The sequence below is a fragment of the Streptomyces sp. NPDC059398 genome (assembly GCF_042751845.1).
Classification (GTDB): domain Bacteria; phylum Actinomycetota; class Actinomycetes; order Streptomycetales; family Streptomycetaceae; genus Streptomyces.
The window spans coordinates 46,739-69,684 of sequence record NZ_JBHYWP010000011.1 but is presented as its reverse complement, the minus strand read 5'-3'; the positions used below and the strand labels follow the sequence as shown (position 1 = coordinate 69,684).

Here is a 22,946-nt window from a genome sequence, read left to right as displayed (position 1 = left end):
CTGGCCGTCGCCGGTCAGATGGTGCCCGCCGCGGGACCGGTCAGGCCACGTACTCCTTGAGTTTCCCGGTCTCCAGAGTGATCGAGACGGGGGCGGGCAGCGTGACCGTGGTGCCGTAGGCGTGAGAGGTACGGGTCCGGTACTCGCCCCGGTCCGGTTCGCTGTAGACGACCAGATCCTGCGCGTCCCGGTCGACGAGAAGGTAGACGGGAATGCCGGCGGCCGCGTAACCGTCGCGCTTCTCCACGAGGTCACGGAGATCTGTGTCGGCGTCGTGCGAGGTGACTTCCACGGCCATGAGGATGCCGTTGGGCAGCGCCCACTCCCCTTGGCCGGCGAAGTGTCCGGTGGGTGCCAGCGCACCGTCCAGCCGCGCCCGCCCCCGCCGGTAGGACTCGACCTTGAGTCCCTGCTCGGGATACAGGCCCAGTTCAGGCCGCTGCTGCATGCACTGGCGCAGCAGCCACATGATGATTTCTCCGTGGTCGCCGTCGGGCACGGGCTTGACCTCAAGCTTTCCGTTGATGAATTCCAGTGCCACGGTCTCGGGAGCGTGGCGGGCCAGCTCCTCGAAGTCCTCGACGGACATCTGGGCGTGGTCCTGGGCGTGATCAGCGGTGCTGGGGGTCATGGCGTCGCCTCCTCCCCTCCATCGTGCCCTGTTCCGGGGCCGAGTGAGCTGAATGGTCATCTGCGGGTCCTCTCGGGTGGACGGGTCAGCGCCGCCCGCGCCTCGGCGGCGCGGGAACGGACGTGATCAGGGGGCAGCGCGGCCGGACGGCGTACGGCCACACCCCGGCACTCCGCGCACTCACCGCCCGGCAGCGCATCCGGCCGCCCCGGCGCCCCGCACTTTCCGCACTCCAGGACGCGCAGAGCCGGGCGCGGGACGGGCGGGGGCTGCGGGGCGCGCTCGGGCGGCAGCTTGTCGGTGAGCCGCCTGTGTACGAGAGCGGAGGCGCGGTGTACGGGGGTGGGCAGCCCGGAGGTCAGGGCGTGCAGCATCTCCGGCTCGGTGGCGCCACGGTCGAACCACGTGGCGGCCAGCGGCTCAAGCGCCGCGCAGTCCGCCGCCGAAAGGGTCAGCGAGGGCGCGGTGCGGCCGAGTGCGGCCAGCAGGATGAACGCCCTTGACCGGGAGGGCCGTTGTCGTGGCGGTGAATCCTCCGGCACGTCACCCGCGGTGAAGGCGGCCCACCAGGCGTCGTCGCGGGCGGTGCGGGAGAACCACGTACGCGTCACCCACCGGGCACTGTCCGCCCCGATCAGGTGCTCGCTGCCCCGGCGCAGATGCCCGGCGCGCTGGAGGGCGTTGAGCGCGGTGCGCAGGGCGCACTGACCGTACGGGAGGACCTTCGCGAGCGTCTTGACCGAGATGTCCGACCCGTCCGGCAGCCGGTCGACATACGCGGCGATGGACGCTTCGCGGGGCGGCAGATGTGCGAAATCCGTTGCACTGTGCGGGCGTTGCCCGGGCGCGGAGCGCTTTCCGTATCCCGGATTGGCCATCGGGTGAGGCGGGGTGTGCGGCGGGGTGTGCGGCGTGCGGAGGGCAGGATTAAGGTGGCTGTCAGCCATGGATCGCTCGATTCGATCTGGTTGGTCAGGCCCCGGAGCCGGTGTTGGCGCACCGACCGGGGCCGTTCACGTTCTGTGAGCAGCACGCTAGAGCCTGACGACCGTCCGTCGCAAGTCGGTCACGAAAAGTCAACCAGGCGCGCGGGGAGGGTGGTTGGGTGGGTATCAACCCCTCCTCCCCATCACTGTGAAGAGGGCTCGGAGCACGGGGCTTGAGCCCCGGGGCGGGGCCGGGGCAGGCTGAGATCAGTGAGCCGTGCCGGCTTCGAGTGCCGTGGCTGCGGTGGAAGGGTGGCGGTGTCCATGACGGCCCAAACGCCGGCCGAGCAGGCTCTGGCCCGCTCTTACACGACCGGTGAGGGGAAAGTCAGGTTCAACGTCACTGGTCTTTCGGTTGACCACCGACCGGACAGAAGTGTGACGTTGACGTACTGGCTCACTGTCGGAAGGAAAGGGCTCTCGGACGAGCATTGGGAATTCACTCTTCCCTGGGACGACAAGTCATTTCTGGATGTGCTTACCTCGCCCGCCCCGGACCCCGAACGGCTTCAGCAACTCGTGCACATAGTGCGTACATTGCTGGAGGAGTGGTGGGACACCAAGGGGTACAACCGGAAGTCGGCGAAGATGGGGCGCCGGTGTCCCTGAGCGACTGTCCGGGGGAGGCCGAGTTGCGTGTCCCCGCGAGTTCACGTGCCCCGGCCCCCAGCGCCTCAGTCATCGCCCTCGCCGTATGCCGCTCGGTATGCCGCAGCGATCTTCTGCCGCATCGCCCCGCGGCTGTGGGGTGGGGGTTGAGGCCGAGGCCAAGGGGGCCCCGCAGCCTAAGAGAGGGCCCCCGGGGCGGTCATGTCACCAGGGGCAGGAAGACCGTGTCGACGATCTCCTCCAGTACGTGGTCGGGCACCGGGGCGAATGTCGTGAGGACTTCGTGGCGCAGCAGGTCGAAGGGGAGTGACTTGATGCGTTCGGTGAGGAGTTCCGGCCTGACCTCGCCGCGTGCGACGGCGCGTTCGAAGAGCAGGTCGCCCCGGCCCTCGCGCCCCGCGGCGATGAGGTCGCCGGGGCTGGCGCCGGTTCCCTGGTAGTAGCCGGCCAGATGCACGCTCATGACGGTGATGAGCTGGACCCGGGTGGCGTTGATGTTCCGCATGAGGGTGAGGACGTCCTCCCGCAGGCTTCCCGTGTCCGGGATGTCGAGGCGGGCCTGCTTGAGGGTGTGGACGATGGTTGCCGAGACGAGTTCGTCGCGGTCGGACCAGCGGCGGTAGAGCACCGGGGGGCTGGTGCCCGCGCGCTGGACGACGGCGTCCATGGTGAATCTGGCGTAGCCGTTCTCGGTGAGCTCCTCCCAGGCCGCGTCGAGGAGTGCCTTCTCCAGTGCCGGTCCGCGGCGCCGCTCGGGCATCCGCACCTCCCTTGAACGGATCCTTCCCGGATCTCTTCTAGATAGACTTGCCTATCTTATTCTGGCGCCCTACTCTGACGGCCGTAAGATACGACTCTATATCTTAGGTGGCTGTTCGTGAGAACTTCCCATGGACCCGGACCCGGACCCGGACCCGCGCCCGCGGCCCACGGCACCTCCGGCCCGTCGCGCCCGCCCCGGTCGTCCGGGCCGCCCCGTCCGACCCGGTCGCCGGGCTCGTTGCGCGAGGCGTGGGTGGCGCTGGCCGGGCTGTCGGCCGTGTTCCTGTTCGAGATGCTGGACAACTCGATCCTGAACGTCGCACTGCCCACGATCGGCCACGAGCTGCACGCGTCGACGGTCGGGCTCCAGTGGGTGACAGGTGCGTACGGGGTCGTGTTCGGCGGGCTGATGCTGGCCTTCGGCGCGATGGCCGACCGGTTCGGCCGGCGCCGGATCATGCTCATCGGCCTGGTACTGCTCGGCGTCGCGAGCCTCGCCACCGCCTTCGTCACCACCGCTGAGCAACTGATCGCCGTCCGCGCGGGGATGGGCGTAGCGGCGGCGATGACGACGCCGGGGTCGATGGCGCTGGCCTTCCGGCTGTTCGACGAGGACAGCCTGCGCATCCGGGCGACGACCCTGATCTCGACCGTGGGCCTGGTCGGTCTCGCGATCGGCCCGACCGTCGGCGGCTTCGTGCTGACGATCGCCCCGTGGCAGGTGCTGCTGCTGGTCAACGTACCGATCGCGGTACTCGCCCTCATCGGCGTACGGGCGGGTATCGCAGCGGACGAAGCCGCTGACCTCAATCGCGCCCCGCTGGACATCCCCGGCGCGGTGCTGGGCACGGCCACGATCGTGGCGGCGCTCCTCGCGCCCACCCTGTTCGTGAACGAGGGCGCCGGCTCGTGGGAGCCATGGGCGGCCACCGCCGCGGCCGTGGCGGCGGCGGTGCTCTTCTTCCTCCGCGAGCGCACGGCACGCCATCCGCTCCTCGACCTGAGGCTCGTGGCCCACCCCCTCGTTTCGAGCGGCCTCGCCCACAAGGCCGCAGCCGGTCTCGCGACCGCCGGGCTCGGTTACCTGGTGACGCTGCAACTCCAGCTCGACTGGGGGTGGTCGCCCGGCCTCGCCGCAGTCGGGATGCTGCCGCAGGTCGTGGTCCTGGTCGCGGGCGGCGCGTTCGTCAACCCGTTCGTGCAACGGGTCGGCCTCGACCGGGCCGCCTGGCTCAGCGCTTCGGCGGTCGTGTCCGGGCTCGCCGTCTACAGCCTGCTGGGCAGTTTCGGTTACGTGGCGGTGGCGGTCGCCCTCGTCCTGGTGGCGGCCGGGCTGCGGGTGGTCGGCGTCGTCGCGGGGGTCACTGTGCTCCGCGGCCTGCCCAAGAACCGGACCACGGTCGGCGCGGCCCTCACCGACACCGCGACCGAGGTCACATCGGGTATCGGCATCGCTGTCAGCGGCACCCTGCTCGCCGCGGTGTTCAGCGGCAACATCACCGCGAGGCACTGGAGCACACAACAGACCACCGAATTCCACGAGGCGGTCACCACCGCCGGCCTGGTGCTCACCGCTGTGGCCGCGGCACTCGTCGGCTGGGCGGTCCTGCGCACCCGGAGGGCCGCGGCCGGGCGGGCGGGCGCGACTGCCGGGGAGGCGGTCGGCGAGTAGGTCACGGTGTGGGGCGTGGCCCGGGGTGCGGCCCGGGGCGTGATCCGAGGTTGAACTCTCCAAGGCCGCGTCTTGCAAGGTTGCGGAGTTGTATCGAGGCCCATCAATATAGAAGGATGTCGAAACAAGAGGCCGCGAACGCCGGGCAGGACGGCGCTGCCGACGGATGCTGCCCCACACTGCTGACCGCCTCGCTGGACGAGCACCAGGCCGCCGATCTGGCGAAGGTGTTCAAGGCGCTGGGGGATCCGGTACGGCTGCGGCTGCTGTCGATGATCGCCTCGCGTGCGGGCGGTGAGGTCTGCGTCTGTGATCTCACCCCGGCCTTCGAGCTGTCCCAGCCGACCATCTCCCACCACCTGAAACTGCTGCGCGAGGCCGGGCTCATCGACTCCGAGCGCCGGGGGACGTGGGTGTACTACCGGCCGCTGCCGGACATGACCGACCGTCTGGCCGCGATCCTTGCCCGCCCCACCGGGCGACAGCCGCTCACCGGGACCGTGCCCGCCGGAACCGTGCCCGCAGGCACCGCATCCACCGGGACCGCTCCCACCGGGGCCACGCCCGCCGGGACCGCACCCACCGGCACCGCATCCACCGGGGCCGCCTCGTGAGCGCGGAGGCGACCAGTACGGCCGGGTCCGCGGGGCCGGTGGCCGCGCGGCTCTCGTTCCTCGACCGCTTCCTCGCGGTGTGGATCCTGCTCGCGATGGCCGCCGGACTCGGTCTCGGCCGCGCGGTTCCGGGACTCGGCTCGGCCCTGGCCGGGATCACGGTCACCGGCGTTTCGCTGCCCATCGCCCTGGGCCTGCTCGTGATGATGTACCCGGTGCTGGCGAAGGTCCGCTACGACCGCCTCGACACGGTCACCCGCGACCGCCGGCTGCTGATCCCGTCCCTGGTCCTGAACTGGATCGTCGGACCGGCCCTGATGTTCGCGCTGGCCTGGATCTTCCTGCCCGACCTGCCCGAGTACCGGACCGGTCTGATCGTCGTCGGGCTGGCCCGCTGTATCGCCATGGTCATCATCTGGAACGACCTGGCCTGCGGCGACCGGGAGGCCGCAGCGGTCCTGGTCGCGCTGAACTCGGTGTTCCAGGTGGTCGCCTTCAGCCTCCTGGGCTGGTTCTATCTCTCCGTACTGCCGGGTCGGCTCGGTCTGGAACAGACCGGGCTGAACGTCTCGGTCTGGGACATCGCCCGCTCGGTCCTGATCTTCCTCGGTATCCCGCTGCTGGCCGGATTCCTCACCCGCCGCATCGGCGAGAGGGCCAAGGGGCGGGCCTGGTACGAGTCCAGGCTGATCCCGCGCCTCGGTCCCTTCGCGCTGTACGGGCTGCTGTTCACGATCGTCGTACTTTTCGCGCTCCAGGGCGCCACCATCACCTCCCGGCCGCTCGACGTCGTACGGATCGCCCTGCCCCTGCTGGTGTACTTCGCCGTGATGTGGGCCGGATCCATGCTGCTGGGGCGCGCGGTCGGCCTGAGCCACCCGAAGGCCACGACCCTGGCCTTCACCGCGGCGGGCAACAACTTCGAACTGGCCATCGCGGTCGCCATCGCGACATTCGGCGCGACATCGGGCCAGGCGCTGGCCGGGGTCGTGGGCCCGCTGATCGAAGTACCGGCCCTGATCGGCCTGGTCTACGTCGCCCTGGCCGCCCGGCGTTTCTTCCCGGGTTCCGCGCTGTCGCAGGCCGGGACGGCCGCCTCACCGGAGGATTCCGCACCCGGACCGGCGGAGTGCGAGTCTCACGCCGCCGGGTGAGCGACGAACACGACCTCCTCGTGGTCCTCGTCCAGCGCGATGTTCAGCGAGGCGTCGAGCGCGCGGGCGAGCCGTTGGAGCAGGGGCAGTGTCGGTACGGCGTCGGCGCCTTCGACGCGGGAGATCTTGGCCTGGGTGAGGCCGGAGCGATCGGCGACTTCCGCCTGGGACAGGCCGAGTTCCCGGCGCCGGTCGTACGTGGCCTTGGCGAAGGCCATCGCGAGCCGGATCTCGGCCCGGTCGGCTGCGGCCTCCGGTGACTCGACGTATCCCTCGGTGAGTTCCCGTTCCTGGGCGAGTTTCCATCGAGCGTGATTCATGAGGTGTCTCCCTTCTCATTTTTCTCGCCGCGCGTGTACGCCCGGTGGGCCGGGCTGTGTTCACCCTCGCAGGTGTTACGAGCGGCCACGGCGCGGAGGACTTGTTCCTTTTCGTGTATCCGTGTCTTGCGGAAGACTGTGAGGAGCACGATCCGGCGCCCGGGCGCGAACCAGTAGGTGATTCTCGTGGCCTGCCCGTCGAGCGTGGGGCGCAGTTCGTAAACGCCGTTGCATAGCGGTCGGGCGAAGGGCATGGGAGTCCGGACGCCCATGGTGGCGAGCAGCTCCGCGTACTCCTCCACCTTTCGGTGGTGCTTGATGGGAACGAGCTCCAGCCATCTGCGTACCTCCGGCTCCATTTCGATCACATGCAGATCCATCATGCGGTCGACCGTATTATGTCGCCAACGACATAATACGTATGTGATGTGGTCTTGACTCGTTCCAGCGAGTATTAATAGCCGTCGTTGACGGCCATGGATGGCGGGGGCGACCTTGGAACCGTCTCCCCGCCATCCATCACCGTCCCCGCCGGTTCAGGCCGTGCTCGGTGCCTCCTCCGGGGCCGCCGTTGTTGTTCCGGGGGCCGCCGGAGCCGCCGCCGTCGCCACCGCCTCTTCCGCCTCGACGTTGAACTCCGCGAGCAGCGCCCTGCTGAAGCCGAAGAAGTACGTCGCCGTGAAGCCCACCACGTAACCGGCCAGCAGTCCGCCCGCGTAGACAGCGATCGACGTGGTCAGGGGGTGGTCGCCCTTGAGCAGGGGGAACAGGGCCCAGCCCGAGGGGCCGATCGCCGTGGAACCGACCGTGGTGCCCAGCTGGTTGAAGAGGCCGACGAAGCCGCCGCCGAACGCGCCGCCCACGCACGCGGTGATGAACGGGCGGCCCAGCGGGAGCGAGACGCCGTAGATCAGCGGTTCGCCGACGCCCAGGAAGCCCGCCGGGAGCGCCGACTTGATGGTTCTGCGGATCGACGGGTTCTTCGGGAGGCGCAGATAGACCGCGAGGGCCGCACCGACCTGGCCCGCGCCCGCCATGGCCAGGATGGGGAGCAGCACGGTGTACCCCTGCTGCTGGATCAGCGTGGTGTGGATCGGGATCAGCGCCTGGTGCAGCCCGAGCATCACCAGTGGGAGGAAGAGACCGCCGAGGACGAAGCCCGCGCCCGCGCCGCCGTGCGCCAGCAGCCAGGTGGCGAAGGTGCCGATGGCTGATGACACCTGCCCTGCCACGTACATCAGGCCGAAAAGCGTGACCAGGCCGGAGACCAGCACCGTGAGGGTGGGGGTGAGGAGGACGTCCAGGGACTGGGGCATCCAGCGTCTGCACCACTTCTCGACGTACACCGCCAGCACGGCCGCGCCCAGAGCGCCCAGGACACCGCCCTGGCCGGGGGAGAGTTTCTCGCCGAACGCGGTCACGCCGGTCACGCCCGCGTAGACGGTGATCGCCGCGACCGCACCGCCCAGGATGGGCGTCCCGCCGAACTCCTTCGCCGTGTTGTAGCCGACGAAGACCGCGATCAGCGCCATGAAGCCGGACGCGATGGCGGCGAGCGCCGGGGTGACGCCGGGCAGCCAGCCGGCGTTGATCAGCAGGCCGTTGATGCCGGCGATGATGCCGCAGCCGATGAGGGCGGGGATCAGCGGAATGAAGATGTTCGCGATCTTCCGCAGGAAGAGCTTGAACGGTGTCGCGTTCTTCGCCTTCCGCGCCTCCCTGATGGCCGCGCCCTGGGCGGCCAGCTCCCCGGCGGTGGCCGTGGCCGCGTTCGCGGGGGTGGCGGCTCCCGTCGTGGGCGCTCCGGTGGGGTGCCCGGTTGGGGGTGCGCCGTTCGATCCCGGTGCGGTTGGGGGTGCGCCGTTCGATCCCGGTGCGGTCGGGGGCACGCCGTCCGGCTCCGCCCCCGCCGCCCGGCCCTCCGCCACCAGTGCCTCGAACTCCGGCGTGACCCGGGCGACCGTGCCGGGCCCCAGCACGATCTGGTACGTGTCGTCGTCGACCACACCCATGACGGCGGGCAGCGCCCTCAGCGCCTCCTCCCGTACGAGCGACCGGTCGGCGAGGCCGAGCCGCAGCCGGGTCATGCAGTGGACGACGGAGGTGACGTTCCGCGCGCCGCCCACGAGCGGCAGGATCGCGGCTGCGACGGCGCGGTTCCTGCCGTCGGCGTTCTTGTCTTCTGGAGTACGGGGAGTGCTCATGGTGCGTCAGTCAACTGCTGCGGGCCCCGTCGACCGGAGCGCGGCACGCAGATGTCCCCCGGCCGCTTCGAGAAGGTGCGTGGCGGTGGGGGCGTCCACCGTGCCCAGGACGATGAGGATCGCGGTCTTCACCTCACCCCCGGCCGCGGTCAGCGCCTCCTCGATCTCGGCGTCGTCGGCGCCCGTGGCCAGCGCGACGATCCGGCGTGAGCGGGCACGCAGCTTCTCGTTCGACGCCCGTACGTCGACCATGAGGTTCCCGTACGTCTTGCCGAGCCGGATCATGGTGATCGTCGAGACCATGTTGAGGACGAGCTTCTGCGCGGTGCCCGCCTTGAGCCGCGTCGACCCGGTGAGCAGTTCGGGCCCGACGACGACCTCGATGCCGTGCTCGGCGGCGTCCCCCAGCGCGCTCTGCGCGTTGCAGGAGATGCCGAGGGTGAGCGCGCCGAGTGCCCGCGCGTGCTCGACCGCGCCGATCGCGTACGGGGTACGGCCGGACGCCGAGATGCCGACCACGGTGTCGTCGGCGGTGAGGCGCAGCGCGTCCAGATCGGCCGCCGCGAGTTCCTTGGAGTCCTCGGCGCCCTCGACCGCCTTGACCATCGCGGACGGGCCGCCCGCGATCAGGCCCAGCACCTCGGAGGGGTCGGTGTTGAAGGTCGGCGGGCACTCGCTGGCGTCCAGCACGCCCATCCGGCCCGCGGTCCCGGCGCCCGCGTAGACCAGCCGGCCGCCGCGGGCCATCCGCTCGGCGATGGCGTCGATGGCGGCGGCGATCTGCGGGAGCTGTGCGGCGACGGCGGCCGGGACGGTGGCGTCCTCACCGTTCATCAGCCGGGCGATCTCCTCGGTGGGCAGCTGGTCGATCTCGGCGAGCTCCGGCCGGAACGCCTCGGTGGTGAGGGTGGCCAGCTGGGCGCGCAGCGCCCCGTAGTTGTTGGAGGCGGTGGAGGTCATGGTGCGGCTCTTTCCGGTTCAGCGCTTCTGCGGTTGTGCGCGGTGCGGTGGTGAGGTGGTGGGGCGGTCGGGTGAAGGGGCGCTGCGGGGCTGGGCGGCGGCTCAGCGGCTGCTGGTGCGCGGGGTGTGGCGGTGCGCGAGCGCCTCGTACGAAGCGGAGAGCGCCGGCGCCGCCCGGTCGTACGTCCGCTGCATGACCCCGATGAAGAGGCAGTCCACGACCAGGAGCTGACTGGTACGGGAGGACATCGCGGCGGGCCGCAGTTCGCTCTCGCGGGCGGTGGACGTGGTGAGGATGTGGTCGGCGTACTGCGAGACCCGGCCGTCCGGGCGGCCGGTGATCGCGATCGTGGTCGCCCCGTGTTCGAAGGCGGTGTGCAGCGGCTCTATGACGTCACCCGTCGCGCCGGAGTGGGTGATCGCTATGGCCACGTCACCGGAGCGGAGCTGCACGGCGTTGGTGACGGCGAGGTGCGGATCGCTGTGCGCGTGCGCTATCAGGCCGATGCGCAGGAGCTTCTGGGCGAGGTCCTGGCCGACCAGCGAGGAGGCGCCGACGCCGTAGATATCGATGCGGCGGGCGGCCGAGAGCGCGGAGACCGCGGCGCCGAGCTGGACGGTGTCCAGGGCGGCGGCCGTGTCGGCGAGGGTCTGCTGCTCGTCGTAGGCGAGCTTGGCGACGACTTCGGCGATCGGGTCGTCGACGGCGATGTCCGCGGTGACGGCGGGCGCCCGGCCGGACTGCTGCTGGGCCGCGAGCCCGGCGAGGGCGAGCCGGAGATCCCGGTAACCGGGGTAGCCGAGTATGCGGGCCGTACGGACCACGGTGGCCTCACTGGTGCCGGTGAGTTCGGCGAGACCGGTGACCGTGAGGGCCGCGCAGCCTGCCGGATCGCCCGCGACTGCCTCGGCGACGAGCTGCATCGAGCGGGTCATGGAGGGGGCCAGGGTGCGCACCTTGGCGGCCAGGGCGGCGGGGGCGGGAGGGGCGGAGGTGCCGGTGAAAATTTCCTTCACGTTGTTGGTCACAGATGAAAGGTATTTTCACACCCTGGGGGCGTCAACCCCTCCCGGTACCGTTCGGCAACCGCTTTCACGGGCGACCGGGGACAATGGGCGCATGGACCCCGTGACCCCTCTCGAACAGTCCCTGCACGTGGCGCGTGCGCTGGTGCTCGCCGATCTCGCCTCCCGCGATGTGGCCGAGGCCGATGTGGTCTCGCTGGTGGAGGACGCGGTGACGCATCGCCGCTGGTGGGTGGAGCAGTGGCCGGAGGGTGCCGAGTTCGTCGCCGGTCTGGTGGCCCAGGACGTCCAGGACGCGCTGCTCGAACGGTACGGCCGCTGGCCGCTCTGCCCGGTCTGCCAGGACCCGCACGCCCTGGAGGTCGAACCGGAACTGGGCCCCGACCCGCACTGGGTCTGCGCCAAGGAGGCCGTGATCGTCGCCCCGGTGGGCTCGCTCTCGTGACCCTGTACATCGACCCGCCGACCTGGCCCGGCCACGGAAGGATGTGGTCCCACCTGGTCAGCGATGTCTCGTACGAGGAACTGCACACGTTCGCAGCGGCGCTCGGCTGCCCGGCCCGCGCCTTCGAACGGGACCACTACGACCTGCCGTCCTACCGGTACGCGGACGCGGTGGCGGCGGGAGCGGTCGAGATCGGCTCGAAGGAACTGGTCCGCAGACTCACGGACGCGGGCCTGCGCCGGCCGAAGGGGCGGCCGGCGTAGGAGGGTCTGTCAGACCGGGAAGGTCCCGGTGTCCAGGACGCCGCCGAAGGGGTCCGGCAGCTTCAGCTGCTCGCCGAACGGGACGCGCTCGCTGTGCTTGTACGCACCGTTCAGCGGCGCGCTGAAGAGCGTGCTCGTCGGGCCGTGCTCATCGAACCGGTCGATCAGGAGATAAGCAGGCACGGGAGCGTGGGCGTAGGCCCAGAGCTTCTTGGTCCGGTCGTCCTTGGCGTTGCCCCTCGACGTGATCTCGACAACGAGCAGCGCTTCTGCTGCGTCCACGGGATCGCTGGTGTCGGGGTCGGCTGCGGAGATGAGCACCCTCGGCATGACGACGAGATCGGGTACGTACAGCTTCCCCAGCGGGGCGATGTGGATGCCGAGGGTCTGATAGATGCCCAGCTCGGCGGCGAGCGTCCGGTAGAGGACGCGTTGCACCGATTCCGCGATGCCGTTGTGATGCGCGTGTGGCGGCGGTACCACGAGGATCTGCCCTCCGTCGATCTCGGCGCGCCACCCCTCGGGCACGTCCAGCTCCCGCCAGGCCCGCAGCAGGTCGTCCCACGGACGACGGTGCGGCATCCGGTCGTTCTCGGCCATCGCGGCGGTCATCGCGACTCCCTTCTTCGGTGGCCCGACGGGGGCGAGCGTAGATCGACAGCGGCAGGGCATCGCACCGCTTCGCTCAGCGTCCCACGGACGAGTGAACGACGCAGCAACCCTGACCCGGCCGGGTCAGACACTCTCCGTCGCAACCGCCTCCGGGACCAGGTCCGACGAGCGGGCCACCACCCGTGACTGCGACTTCTGGAGCCGCAGGGAGAGTGTGACTGCGATGATCGCCACCACGGTCATGGCCGCCCCCGCCCACGCCGTCGCCGCGAAGCCGAAGCCGCCGCTGATCACCAGGCCGCCCAGCCAGGGACCGGCCGTGTTGCCCAGGTTGAAGGAGGCCGTGGTGGTGGCGCCCGCCAGGGTGGGGGCCGCGCCCGCCACGTTGAACATCCGGGCGTTCAGCGCCGGGGCCGTGTAGAACGCCGACGTCCCCAGCAGGAACGCGAGGGCCACCACCGCGACCTGGTGGTGGGCCAGCAGGGCCAGCGCGACCAGGAAGGCCGTCGAGGCCGCGATGCCGGTCAGCAGGACACCGAAGAGGTGCGCGTCCGCGACCCGGCCGCCCACCGTCGTACCGACCAGCGCGCCCACGCCGAAGAGCGCGAGCACCGTCGGAACCCAGCTGTCGGCGAGACCCGCCACATCCGTGAGCAGCGATGCCAGGTAGCTGAACGCGCAGAAGACCCCGCCCGCGGCGAGCGCTGTGATGACGATGGACAGCCAGACCTGGCGGTCGCGGTAGATGGTCAGCTCGGTACGGAGCCGGGGCCGCTCGGCGGGCAGCGGGATCCGGGGGATCAGCGTGGCCACCCCGACGAGGGCGACGGCGGAGGCGGCGCCGACCGCCCAGAACGCCGAGCGCCAGCCGAGGTTCTCGCCCAGGAACGCGCCCGCGGGGACCCCGAGGACGTTGGCGATGGACAGGCCGCCGATCATCACGGCCATGGCACGCGCACGGGCGTTCACCGGGACCATCGCGATGGCCACAGCGGCGCCGACGGCCCAGAAGCCCGCGCAGGCGAAGGCGCTGATGACACGCGAGGCGAAGAGCAGCGCGTAGTTCGGGGCGAGGGCGCCCGCCACCTGCCCGAGGCCGAAGACGGTGATGAGGGAGATCAGGGTGGTGCGGCGGGGCAGCCGCAGGGTGGCCACGGCGAGCAGCGGGGCGCCGACCACCATGCCGATCGCGAAGGCCGAGATCAGCAGACCTGCTTGCGGGATGGACACACTCATGTCGTCGGCTATGTCGGGCAGCAGCCCGGACAGCATGAACTCACTGGTACCCAGAGCGAAGACCGCGAGCCCCAGGATGTGGACGGCGAGCGGCATACGGGCACGTTCGGTGGAAGCGGGCATGCCAGGTGCCAACCACGGGGTGGCAGATGACATTCCCGCTCGGGCTTCCCTTCGCGGAAGCGGGCAGCGGACGGACGGCAAGCCCGCCCGGGGCCGCTCTCCGAGAGACGCCCGGCCGCTTTCCGGGAGACGCCCGGCTGCTCTCCGGGACACGCCCGGCCGGCTCCGGAGTGGCCGGATGATGTGGCCAGGTGGTGCAGGTCCGGTGTGTCCCGGTGGTGCGGGCGGGTGGTGCATGGTCACGCTGTGCATGTCACGGGGGAGTTGGGGGAGGAGGACAGACATGACGGTGAGCACAGATGCCCAGGAGGCGGACGGCGGGCCGGTGAACGGCGCGTACGTCATGGACACCCGATGTGGCCAGGTCGGTGAGGTCATCGGGCGCGAGGACGGGTTCGTACGGTTGCGGCCACCGGCGGGTGGCGCCGAGTGGCAGTGCCCCGATGACGCGTTCCGGGCAGTCACCGCGCGTGAGCAGCTGATCGCCCGCAACGCGCTGGCCAACGCGCGCAGCCGGGGCGACGTCTGCCGCTGAGCGGGTGGCTTGTTGTGGACGGCGGGGGCGCGCTCGCTGCTGCGCGCCGCCGGGCCCGGCCGCGTCCCGCCGGACGGATTTCGAACGCCCGTCGGCTGCCCATCGGACGGCTCCCGGGTGTCCCTGGGCCACCCGTCAGAGCGTCAGCAGTTCCAGCTCCGTCGCCAGGTTCTGGCGCGCCCTCGGCTCCCACCGCGTCCGCCCGTGGTCCGTGTGGAACAACCCCGGAAGCCCGAGCAGCTCCCGCAGGACCGCCGAGCGCCCCTCGCGGAACGCCCGGTCCGGTACGAACGCGTACTCCTCCCGTACGGCCGCCGCGTACCGCGCGTACGCGTCCGGGGCCGAGGCCAGGATCGCCAGGTCCGCGTCGCACAGCACCTCGCCGTTGGAGTCGCCGGGCCGCGGGTCGTGGCCGGTGGTCAGCCGGACCAGCCGGGCCACCTCCGCCGTACGGGCCTCCGGGACCCCCGCCTCGGTGAGCGCCCGCTCGGCCAGCTGGGCGCTGCGCTCCTCGTTCTCCGAGCGGTCCGGCCGGTAGACCGCGTCGTGGAACCAGGCGGCGAGCCGTACCGCCGCCGGGTCGGAGGCGTGCCCGGCCAGGGTGTCGATGTGATCCAGTACGGCGGTGAGGTGGGCGGTCGTGTGGTAGCGGCGGTGGGGCTCGGCCCAGCGGGCGAGCAGGTTCTCGGCGTACGGGCGCGCATCGGGCACGTCCGGCTCGGTGGCGCCCCCGCGGGCTGCGGTGAGGGCCTGGTGCCAGCGGGTGGCGAGATCGTGGGGCGCGGCCTGCGACATGAGGCCCATTGTGCCGGTGCCGGACCACTTCGGGGAGCCGGATGCGGGCTGCGAGGGCGCGAGGCCGGGCCGTAAGGTGTCCACTGGACTAGACCTGTAGACCGTAGACCGCAGCCATCGAAGCGGCTCGATCGAAGATGGGGAATTGATGAGCAACCGTGCAGTCCTGGAGGTGATCGCGCTCTCGGCACAGGACGCGGTCGCCGCCCAGGCCGGTGGTGCCGACCGCCTTGAACTGGTCACCGACATGGCGGCCGACGGTCTGACACCGTCCCGTGAGACGTTCGCGGCGATCCGCGCCGCCGTCGACATCCCGCTGCGCGTGATGCTGCGGCTCGCCGACGGGTTCGCGGCCGGTGACGTCGACGCGCTCGTGGCGGCGGCACGGGGGCTGCGGGCCGAGGGCGCCGACCAGTTCGTGCTCGGTTTCCTGGACGCCGACGGCAACCCCGATCTGGTCGCGGTCGAGCGGATCGTCGCCGAGATCGAGGGCTGCCCGTGGACGTTCCACCGGGCAATCGACCGCGCGGCCGACCGCGACGCGCTCCGCAAGGAGCTGGCCGACCTGCCGGGCCTCGACACCTACCTCACAGCGGGTTCGCCCACCGGGGTCCCGGACGGCATGCCGACCCTGCTCGCGGAGGCGGCGCGCAGCGGCCAGCCGGGGTACGAGGCGCAGATCCTGGTCGGCGGCGGGCTGTGGCTCGAACACCTTCCCCGGCTGCTCGCGGGCGGGGTCGACGCCGTACACATCGGTGGCGCTGCCCGGCCGGGCGGCTGGGAGCTGCCGGTCGACGCGGACGCGGTACGGGAGTGGCGGCGCGCGCTGGACCGCGGCTGAGGTGTGCGGGGTTCCGCCCCGGGGCCGCAAGTCCAGTCCCGGCCGGGGCCCAGGCCAACCCCCGGGGGCCTCAGCCCAGTTGCTCGGGCAGTGGCAGTGAGTGCGTCACGATCAGGCCCGACACCGCCCGGGTGAGCGCCACATACAGGCGGCGCAGCCCGGTGCGCAGGTCGGGCTCGCCCGCCACCACCGCCGCCGGTTCGTCCAGGACCACGTAGTCGTACTCCAGGCCCTTGGCGAGCGAGGCCGGCACCAGCGTCAGCCGGGAGTCCGCGCTGGTCTCCTCACCGGGGTCCAGATGGGGAAGGCCCGCGGCCGTCAGCGCCGCCGACAGGGCGGGGATACGGGCGTCGGCCGCGATCAGCCCCGTCGAGCCCTCGTGGCGCAGCGAGTCACGGCAGGCGGCGACGGCCGCCGCGTCCAGTTCGTCGGCCGCCCGCACCTCCAGGGAGCCCGGGTTCTCCCGTACCGACGAGACGGGCGCGAGCCCCGGCGACATGTGCGGCAGCAGCCGGGAGGCGTACGCGATGACCTCGCGCGGCACGCGGAAACCGGCCGTCAGCTCCTCCACATGCGCGTCGCCCTTGCCCAGATGGTGCAGCGCCTCGGCCCAGCCGGACGTCGCCCAGGGCGTGGTGCCCTGCGCCAGGTCGCCGAGGATCGTCGCCGAACCGGTCGTGCAGCGGCGGCCCACCGCGCGGTACTGCATGGGGGAGAGGTCCTGGGCCTCGTCGAGTACGACATGGCCGAGCGAGTGCGTACGGGCCACCAGGTCGCCCGCCTCGTCGATCAGCACCGCGTCCGCCAGGGACCACTTGGCGGACTTCACCGACCGTGCGGGCTTCTGCCACAGGATGGTCCGCTGCTCGTCGTCGGTCAGGATGCCTTCGGCGTGGACGGCGAGGAACTCGGCGTCGCCGAGCAGCCGCAGCACCAGCTTGTCCGGATCGACCTGCGGCCAGGCCGCCTTGACCACGGCCTTCACCGCGGGGTTACGGGCCACCGCGTCCTGCACCCGGTCGTCGGGCGCCTCGCCGGCCTGCTCCATCCGTACCAGCACGGCGTGCGCGATGCGCTGCGGGAGCGCGTCGCGCGCGGCGCCGTAGCGGATGTCGCGGGCCAGCAACTCGCCCACGATCTCTTCGAGTTCGTACGCCGGGATCCGCCAGCGGCGCGAACCCCGTACGACCATCGCGGGCTCGGTCGGCAGCGTCACATGCGAACGCAGCGCCCGGCGCAGCACCTCCGCCATCCGGGCGTCGCCCTTGATGACGGCGGCTTCGGCGGTATCCGTGCCCCGGATCTCGACGCCCGCGACCAGATCGTCGACGGTGGCCTGCTTGACCTCCAACTCACCCAGGGCGGGAAGGACTTGCTCGATGTACTGGAGGAAGGACCGGTTCGGCCCGATGACCAGGGTGCCGGTGCGCGCCAGCCGCTCGCGGTGCGCGTACAGCAGATACGCGACCCGGTGCAGCCCGACGGCGGTCTTACCGGTGCCGGGGCCGCCCTGGACACAGACGGTGCCGCCGAGCTCGGACCGTACGATCTCGTCCTGCTCGGGCTGGATGGTCGCGACGATGTCGCGCATCGGCCCGACACGGGGCCGCTCGATCTCGGCCTGGAGCAGCTTGCTGGTGGTGTGCTGGTCGGCCGCTGCGGGGGCGGTCAGGTGCTCGTCCTCGTACGCGGTCAGCTCACCGCCCGTGTAGCCGAAACGGCGGCGCAGCCCGATGTCCATCGGGTCCTTGGTGGAGGCCCGGTAGAAGGGCTGCGAGACGGGGGCGCGCCAGTCGATGACCATCGGGTTGCCCTCGGCGTCGTGCACATGGCGGCGCCCGATGTAGAACCGCTCGCCCTCGCCGCCCTCGGCGACCTCCGCGCCGGGGGCGTGCAGGTAGTCGAGCCTGCCGAAGAAGAGCGGGGTGTGCGACAGGTCGGCGAGCGCCTTGATGCGGTCGTCGATCTGCGCTTGCAGGACTGCGGCGTTGACCCAGTTCGCGGCGACGTCGCGGATGTCCAGCCCCTCGACGTCCTCCCGCATCGCGCGCAGGGCCGCGCGGGATCCGGTGAGATGGGCGCGCTCGCGGGCGAGGGGACCGGCGGGCTCGTCGCCGAGTGTGTCGTCGGGAATGTCCTGCGTGACGTGCGTGGACACGGTGGGGCCTCCGGGCGGGTACGGCTGATCACGACGTGGCGGCCGCCGGTTTCCGTCCGGGCGGCGGCGCTCCCTGGGGGAGGCGGGGGAAACGGCGATTGTAGTCGGGGGGCGGGGGTGGGGGCCAACGGGTTTTTCCGTACGGGGTGCCGGGGGAGTTGGCCGGGGGGACGGAAGAGCTGACCGGGGTGTCGGGGGAAAGGGGTGAGGGCTGGAGCAGGTTCACCCATGAACCTGTTCCAGCCCTCACCAGGACCTGAGTCCTGCCGTCTCCCGGGGGAGCCGACCGTCCCACGGACTCAGGTGGTCGTGGGGGTGCGGTCGTTCCGTCTTGGTCCGTCTTGTTCTGCCGGGTCAGTAGGCGGAGTTGACGTTGTCCATCGAGCCGTACTTGTCGGCGGCGTAGTTGGCTGCGGCGACGATGTTGGCGACGGGGTCGGTGAGGCTGTCCTTGGTGCCCTTGACGTGGTAGGTGTCGAAGGTGGGCTGGATGACCTGGAGGAGTCCCTTGGAGGGGATGCCGTTCTGGGCGTTGACGTCCCAGTTGTTCTGGGCGTGGGGGTTGCCGCTGGACTCGCGCATGATGTTGCGGTGCAGGCCGTCGTAGCTGCCGGGTATGTGCTTGGCCTTCATGATGGCCAGCGATTCCTTGATCCAGCCGTCGAGGTTGTTGCTGTACTTCTTGTCCTTGACGATCGCGGCGACGGTGTCGACGTGCTTGGCCTTGGGGCTGTGCTTCACCGCCGGGGTGGCGTGGGCGGCCTTCTCGGCGTGGTGGGCCTGCTTGGCGACCTGGGCGGTGACGGCGGCGGAGGCCGTTACGGGGGTGGGTTCGGCGGCGTGGGCGTGCGGGGCCAGTGAGAGGGCGCAGGCGGTGGCGCCGGCGGCGGCGATGCCGGTGATGGCGGTGCGGCGGAGGTTCAGGGTGCGGCGGGTGGTGGCAGTCATGGGGGTACCTCTCCAGGTGGTGGGACGTTCGCTTGGGGAGGCCGACTGGGGGTCGGCGGCACGGGTGGGGCGCTGGGGCCGTGGTCCGTGTCGTGGGGCCGGTGCCGGGATGGCGGGCGGTGTGTTCCGCCCGGTCCGGCGCTCGGCTCCCCGGTACGTCCAACACCGTGCGGGAGGCCCCCTGCCGCTGGCAATGATGTGATCTACGACCTTATGTAGTGATAAAACGGACAGGGGTGGGATGGGAGCCCGTACAGGAGGGGGAGGTCCGCCGCGGGTCTACTAGGCGGCGTCCTATGTGACGCGGGCCCTATGCGCGGGCTCACACATCACCGGCCCCAGAGCCCCGAATTCCCACTCTCCGTAGCACCCCGTACACAGCAGAATCCCGGGTCGCCGGAGGCGGAAGCCCCTCCCTGATCGTGCTCCGGCCCGCTCGGGCGCAGCATGGAAGGAAAGGTCTCGCGGGCAAGGCCGGCGGGGCTGCGGCAGGAGGGAGCTGTCCGGTATGGGAGCTGACAAGCCGCCGCCGACTGGAGAGCCACTGACTGGAGAGCAGCCGACTGGAGAGCAGCCGACTGAAGAGCAGCTAACTGAAGAGCAGCCGACTGGAGAGAATGAGGACCGGGTCGACGGGCCGTCGCCGCCGGGCGGACTGCTCGATCTGCTGAGTGTGGCCGCGATCGTCCTGGACCTCCAGGGGCGGATCGTCTTCTGGAGCCCGCAGGCGAACGAGGTGTTCGGCTACACCGCGAAGGAGGCCCTGGGACAGTACGCGTCCCGGCTGCTCGTCCGCGAGGAGCACCGCACCACGGTGACCAAGCTGTTCGCCGAGGTGATGACGACCGGCGCGGGCTGGGCCGGCGCCTTCCCGATCCGGCACAAGGACGGCAGCACGCGCCTGGTGGAGTTCCGCAACATGCGGCTGCTGGACGACCGCGGCGACGTCTACGCCCTGGGCATCGCCGCCGACCAGAGCAGACTGCAGCGCGTCGAGACCGATCTGGCGCTGTCCCAGCGCCTCGTATCGCAGGCCCCCATCGGCATCGCACTCCTGGACACCGAACTGCGCTACATCCTGGTCAACGACGCCCTGGAACGGATCAACGGCGTGAGCGCGGCCGACCACACCGGCCGCCGGCCCCACGACATCCTGCCCTTCCTCGACGTCGACACCATCGAATCCGCGCTCCGGCAGGTCCTGACCACCGGCACCCCCCTGATCGACCAGTACGCAGTCGGCCGCACCCCGGCGGACCCGGACCACGATCACGCCTGGTCGGTCTCGTACTACCGGCTGGAGAGCTCCGGCGGCCGGGTGATCGGGGTGGCGACCTCGATCGTCGACGTCAGCGAACGCCACCGGGCCACCGCCGAGGCGGACCGGGCCCGGCGCCGCCTGGCACTGATCGCCGACGCCTCCGCCCGCGTCGGCACCACCCTGGAGGTCGAGAGAACCGCCCAGGAACTGGCGGATGTCGCCGTTCCCGGACTCGCCGATGTGGCCGCCGTCGACGTCCTCGATGCGGTGCTGGCCTTCCGCCGCAACGCCGTCTCCGACGAGGGCACGGAGCTGTTCCGCGCCCTCGCCGTGGCGTCCGCCTATCCCACCGAAGCCACCACGGCCGCGGACAAGGTCGGGGACCTGGCGGCGTACGGGCCTGACCGTCTGATCACCCAGTGCGTCCACACCGGGCAGCCCGTCATCGTCGCCCGTACCGGCCGGGAGGATCTCCTGCGCATCGCCCGCGACTCCGAGGCCGCGGCACGGTTCGTACGGGCGGGGGTGCACTCCTATCTGGCGGTGCCGCTGATCGCGCACAACGAGGTCCTCGGCGCCTTCGACCTGCTGCGGGCCCGCAACCCGCTGCCCTTCGACGAGGACGATGTGATCCTCGCCGGGGAACTCGCCGCCCGCGCCGCCGTGGCCATCGACAACGCCCGCTGGCACCAGAGCATCCGCAACACCGCCGTCACCCTCCAGCGCAGTCTCCTGCCGGGCTGCCCGCCCGAACTCGCGGGTCTGGAGGTCGCCTCGCTCTACCAGCCGGCCGAGGCATCCTGCGAGGTCGGAGGGGACTGGTACGACGTCATCCCGCTCACCGGCGACAAGACCGCCCTGGTGGTCGGAGACGTGATGGGCAACGGCATCGACGCCGCCGCAGCCATGGGCCGCCTGCGCACCGCCACCTGCGCCTTCGCCGATCTCGACCTGGCGCCCGACGAAGTTCTCCAGCACCTCGACAAGATCACCCGCGGCCTTGAGCACTACATCGTCACCTGTCTCTACGCCGTCTACGACCCGCACACCCGCCGGTGCCACATCGCGAACGCCGGCCACCTCCCGCCCGCTCTCGTACGTCCCGGGCGGCGTCCCGAACTGCTCGACCTGCCCACCGGCGCGCCCCTCGGCGTCGGCGGCGTCCCTTTCGACACCATCGCGTTCGACCTGGGCCCCGGCGACCGGCTCCACCTCTATACCGACGGCCTCGTCGAGACCCGCCAGCACGCCATCGACGAACGCCTGGACGTCCTGCTCCGCGCCCTCGACCAACCACGCCGGGCCCTCCAGGACACCTGCCAGTGGCTCCTGCACGCCCTGCGGCACCCCGACGACCACGACGACGTGGCCCTCCTCATCGCCGAGGCCACGCCGTACCGCCCGGCGCACGTTGCCTGACCGCGCCGGTCGACGGCGGCGGCCGGACGGGCCGGATCCTGCCTGGGCGCGGCCAGGGCCGGCGCCCGACGAGAAGAGACCGCATGCCCGAAGAACCTTCCTGGACCGTACCCTCCTGGATCGAACCTTCCTGGACTGAACCTTCCTGGACCGAAGCCGCCGGAGCACTCGCCGACCAGGTGACCGCCAAGTCCCCCGCCTGGCATGACGCCGTACGCAACACCCCCCGCCACCTGCTCGTTCCGCGCTGGTGGCAGCGCATCCCGCACAGCCCCGCCCCGGAGTGGGAGTTGGCCGATCTCCCCGGGGACTCCCCCGAGCTGCTGCACACCGCGTACGCGAACGAAACGCTGGTGACCCGCGTCGGCCCCCTCCACGCCGACCACGCCGCCCCCGGCGAGCACGGCAGGGGCGATCCCACCTCGTCGTCCACCCTGCCGGGGCTCATCGTGTCCATGGCGCACCGGCTCGATGTCCGGCCGGGGGATCAGGTGTTGGACGTGGGCACGGGCCCCGGCCACTCCGCCGCCCTGTTCGCCCGCCGCTTCGGGGACGCGAACGTGACCAGCGTGGACGTGGACCCGTACCTGGTCGAGGCCGCCCGTATGCGCCTGGCCGCTTTCGGGCGCACGCCGCACCTGGCGGCGCTCGACGCGACCGGGGAACTCCCGGACCCGGCGTACGACCGGATCATGGCAACCGTCTCCGTACGCCCGGTCCCCGCGTCATGGCTCCGCGCCCTTCGCCCCGGCGGGCGGCTCGTCACGACCATCGCCCGTACCTCCCTGCTGATCACGGCGGACATGGGGAGCGACGGCACCGCACGGGGCAGGGTCCACCCCGACCCGGCGATGTTCATGGCGGCCCGGCGGGAGGCGGAGTACCCGCCGGGACTGAACGACGTCTTCGCCGCCGCCCGCGTGCGCGAAGGCGATGACGTACGCCCTCCGGACGGGCCCGTCCCCGACCTGTGGCAGGAGCAGCAACTGCGCTGGCTCTACGAGCTGGACACCCCCGGGGTCGAGATCCGCTCGGCCATCCACCCCGACTCCGGCCGCCGGATGGTGTGGCTGCTGGCGGCGGACGGCTCCTGGGCACGGGCGGAGGACGGCCCCCCACCCCGCACCGTCCACCAGAGCGGCCCCCGCCACCTCTGGGACGCCCTGGAACGCGTCCGCCGCACCTGGGAGGAGCACGGCAGCTTCCCCCTCCACTCCCTGCGAGCCGAACTCACCCCGGAGGGCAGTGCCCTGGTGTCGCCGGAGGGGGCGGGGGCGCGGATGGCTTTTCCCATCTGAGGCTTCCGAGGCTGATTTTTGGTACCCGGCGGCCCTCGGGAAAAGCGCTCGGGTGCCCCCGTGCCGCCGTGCCA

23 protein-coding genes are annotated in these 22,946 nt (G+C 71.2%); 10 read left to right on the top strand and 13 right to left on the bottom strand.

What is annotated here, in order from left to right; genetic code table 11:
- Window positions 1-40: 40 nt before the first annotated feature.
- A complete protein-coding gene (locus ACFXBC_RS06630) occupies window positions 41-631 on the bottom strand; it encodes a Uma2 family endonuclease (RefSeq protein WP_385019405.1) in 591 nt (196 codons plus the stop codon).
- A 56-nt stretch (window positions 632-687) separates the two neighbouring features.
- The gene (locus ACFXBC_RS06625; protein WP_385019403.1) at window positions 688-1,509 is read right to left on the bottom strand and encodes a hypothetical protein; all 822 of its coding nucleotides are present in this window, start codon (window positions 1,507-1,509) and stop codon (window positions 688-690) included.
- A gap of 372 nt (window positions 1,510-1,881) precedes the next feature.
- On the opposite strand from ACFXBC_RS06625, the gene ACFXBC_RS06620 reads away from it, so the two are divergent.
- On the top strand, window positions 1,882-2,226 hold the full coding sequence (locus ACFXBC_RS06620) for a hypothetical protein (RefSeq protein ID WP_385019401.1): 345 nt from the start codon (window positions 1,882-1,884) through the stop codon (window positions 2,224-2,226).
- Between the two features lie 199 nt (window positions 2,227-2,425).
- Here the strand turns inward: ACFXBC_RS06620 and ACFXBC_RS06615 are convergent, their stop codons facing one another.
- Window positions 2,426-2,986: a TetR/AcrR family transcriptional regulator gene (locus ACFXBC_RS06615; RefSeq protein ID WP_385019399.1), complete on the bottom strand. Its 561-nt coding sequence runs from the start codon at window positions 2,984-2,986 to the stop codon at window positions 2,426-2,428.
- Window positions 2,987-3,226: 240 nt separating this feature from the next.
- Here ACFXBC_RS06615 and ACFXBC_RS06610 point away from each other — a divergent pair, with 240 nt between their 5' ends.
- The 3 genes from ACFXBC_RS06610 (at window position 3,227) to arsB (ending at window position 6,428) form a co-directional block, all read left to right on the top strand.
- Entirely contained in the window at window positions 3,227-4,660 is a 1,434-nt protein-coding gene (locus ACFXBC_RS06610; protein ID WP_385019397.1) for an MFS transporter, read from the top strand.
- Between the two features lie 116 nt (window positions 4,661-4,776).
- The gene (locus ACFXBC_RS06605; RefSeq protein WP_385019395.1) at window positions 4,777-5,274 is read left to right on the top strand and encodes an ArsR/SmtB family transcription factor; all 498 of its coding nucleotides are present in this window, start codon (window positions 4,777-4,779) and stop codon (window positions 5,272-5,274) included.
- A complete protein-coding gene (gene arsB / locus ACFXBC_RS06600; RefSeq protein ID WP_385019393.1) occupies window positions 5,271-6,428 on the top strand; it encodes an ACR3 family arsenite efflux transporter in 1,158 nt (385 codons plus the stop codon). The genes ACFXBC_RS06605 and arsB overlap by 4 nt, the downstream gene beginning before the upstream one ends.
- On the opposite strand, the gene ACFXBC_RS06595 is transcribed toward arsB, so the two are convergent.
- The 5 genes from ACFXBC_RS06595 to ACFXBC_RS06575 form a co-directional block, all read right to left on the bottom strand.
- Window positions 6,413-6,748 carry a helix-turn-helix domain-containing protein gene (locus tag ACFXBC_RS06595; protein WP_385019391.1) on the bottom strand — a complete coding sequence of 112 codons (336 nt, stop codon included), beginning with the start codon at window positions 6,746-6,748 and terminating at the stop codon, window positions 6,413-6,415. The genes arsB and ACFXBC_RS06595 overlap by 16 nt on opposite strands.
- A complete protein-coding gene (locus ACFXBC_RS06590) occupies window positions 6,745-7,131 on the bottom strand; it encodes a type II toxin-antitoxin system RelE/ParE family toxin (protein WP_385019388.1) in 387 nt (128 codons plus the stop codon). The genes ACFXBC_RS06595 and ACFXBC_RS06590 overlap by 4 nt, the downstream gene beginning before the upstream one ends.
- 153 nt (window positions 7,132-7,284) lie before the next feature.
- Entirely contained in the window at window positions 7,285-8,952 is a 1,668-nt protein-coding gene (locus tag ACFXBC_RS06585) for a PTS transporter subunit EIIC (RefSeq protein ID WP_385019386.1), read from the bottom strand.
- 6 nt (window positions 8,953-8,958) lie between these two features.
- Window positions 8,959-9,912, bottom strand: a complete 954-nt coding sequence (gene murQ / locus ACFXBC_RS06580; RefSeq protein WP_385019384.1) for an N-acetylmuramic acid 6-phosphate etherase — start codon at window positions 9,910-9,912, stop codon at window positions 8,959-8,961.
- Between the two features lie 102 nt (window positions 9,913-10,014).
- On the bottom strand, window positions 10,015-10,941 hold the full coding sequence (locus ACFXBC_RS06575) for a MurR/RpiR family transcriptional regulator (protein ID WP_385019382.1): 927 nt from the start codon (window positions 10,939-10,941) through the stop codon (window positions 10,015-10,017).
- A gap of 91 nt (window positions 10,942-11,032) precedes the next feature.
- Between ACFXBC_RS06575 and ACFXBC_RS06570 the strand changes: the two genes are divergently transcribed.
- Entirely contained in the window at window positions 11,033-11,383 is a 351-nt protein-coding gene (locus ACFXBC_RS06570) for a hypothetical protein (protein ID WP_385019380.1), read from the top strand.
- The gene (locus ACFXBC_RS06565) at window positions 11,380-11,646 is read left to right on the top strand and encodes a DUF4031 domain-containing protein (RefSeq protein WP_385019378.1); all 267 of its coding nucleotides are present in this window, start codon (window positions 11,380-11,382) and stop codon (window positions 11,644-11,646) included. Before ACFXBC_RS06570 ends, ACFXBC_RS06565 begins: the two co-directional genes overlap by 4 nt.
- A gap of 9 nt (window positions 11,647-11,655) precedes the next feature.
- On the opposite strand, the gene ACFXBC_RS06560 is transcribed toward ACFXBC_RS06565, so the two are convergent.
- Window positions 11,656-12,258, bottom strand: a complete 603-nt coding sequence (locus ACFXBC_RS06560; RefSeq protein WP_385019376.1) for a Uma2 family endonuclease — start codon at window positions 12,256-12,258, stop codon at window positions 11,656-11,658.
- Between the two features lie 123 nt (window positions 12,259-12,381).
- Complete coding sequence (locus tag ACFXBC_RS06555; RefSeq protein WP_385019461.1) at window positions 12,382-13,590, bottom strand: Cmx/CmrA family chloramphenicol efflux MFS transporter; 1,209 nt, start codon at window positions 13,588-13,590, stop codon at window positions 12,382-12,384.
- 310 nt (window positions 13,591-13,900) lie between these two features.
- Here ACFXBC_RS06555 and ACFXBC_RS06550 point away from each other — a divergent pair, with 310 nt between their 5' ends.
- Window positions 13,901-14,152, top strand: a complete 252-nt coding sequence (locus ACFXBC_RS06550) for a hypothetical protein (protein ID WP_385019374.1) — start codon at window positions 13,901-13,903, stop codon at window positions 14,150-14,152.
- A gap of 135 nt (window positions 14,153-14,287) precedes the next feature.
- On the opposite strand, the gene ACFXBC_RS06545 is transcribed toward ACFXBC_RS06550, so the two are convergent.
- Complete coding sequence (locus ACFXBC_RS06545) at window positions 14,288-14,956, bottom strand: hypothetical protein (protein WP_385019459.1); 669 nt, start codon at window positions 14,954-14,956, stop codon at window positions 14,288-14,290.
- 139 nt (window positions 14,957-15,095) lie between these two features.
- Between ACFXBC_RS06545 and ACFXBC_RS06540 the strand changes: the two genes are divergently transcribed.
- On the top strand, window positions 15,096-15,788 hold the full coding sequence (locus ACFXBC_RS06540) for a copper homeostasis protein CutC (protein ID WP_385019372.1): 693 nt from the start codon (window positions 15,096-15,098) through the stop codon (window positions 15,786-15,788).
- A gap of 70 nt (window positions 15,789-15,858) precedes the next feature.
- Here ACFXBC_RS06540 and ACFXBC_RS06535 read toward each other — a convergent pair whose 3' ends face one another.
- Together ACFXBC_RS06535 and ACFXBC_RS06530 are read right to left on the bottom strand one after the other, a co-directional pair.
- Window positions 15,859-17,946, bottom strand: a complete 2,088-nt coding sequence (locus ACFXBC_RS06535; RefSeq protein WP_385019370.1) for a HelD family protein — start codon at window positions 17,944-17,946, stop codon at window positions 15,859-15,861.
- A 354-nt stretch (window positions 17,947-18,300) separates the two neighbouring features.
- Window positions 18,301-18,894 carry a transglycosylase SLT domain-containing protein gene (locus ACFXBC_RS06530; protein WP_385019368.1) on the bottom strand — a complete coding sequence of 198 codons (594 nt, stop codon included), beginning with the start codon at window positions 18,892-18,894 and terminating at the stop codon, window positions 18,301-18,303.
- A 508-nt stretch (window positions 18,895-19,402) separates the two neighbouring features.
- Here ACFXBC_RS06530 and ACFXBC_RS06525 point away from each other — a divergent pair.
- Window positions 19,403-21,574 carry a SpoIIE family protein phosphatase gene (locus tag ACFXBC_RS06525; protein ID WP_385019366.1) on the top strand — a complete coding sequence of 724 codons (2,172 nt, stop codon included), beginning with the start codon at window positions 19,403-19,405 and terminating at the stop codon, window positions 21,572-21,574.
- A gap of 83 nt (window positions 21,575-21,657) precedes the next feature.
- On the top strand, window positions 21,658-22,872 hold the full coding sequence (locus tag ACFXBC_RS06520; RefSeq protein ID WP_385019364.1) for a methyltransferase domain-containing protein: 1,215 nt from the start codon (window positions 21,658-21,660) through the stop codon (window positions 22,870-22,872).
- Window positions 22,873-22,946: the final 74 nt, after the last annotated feature.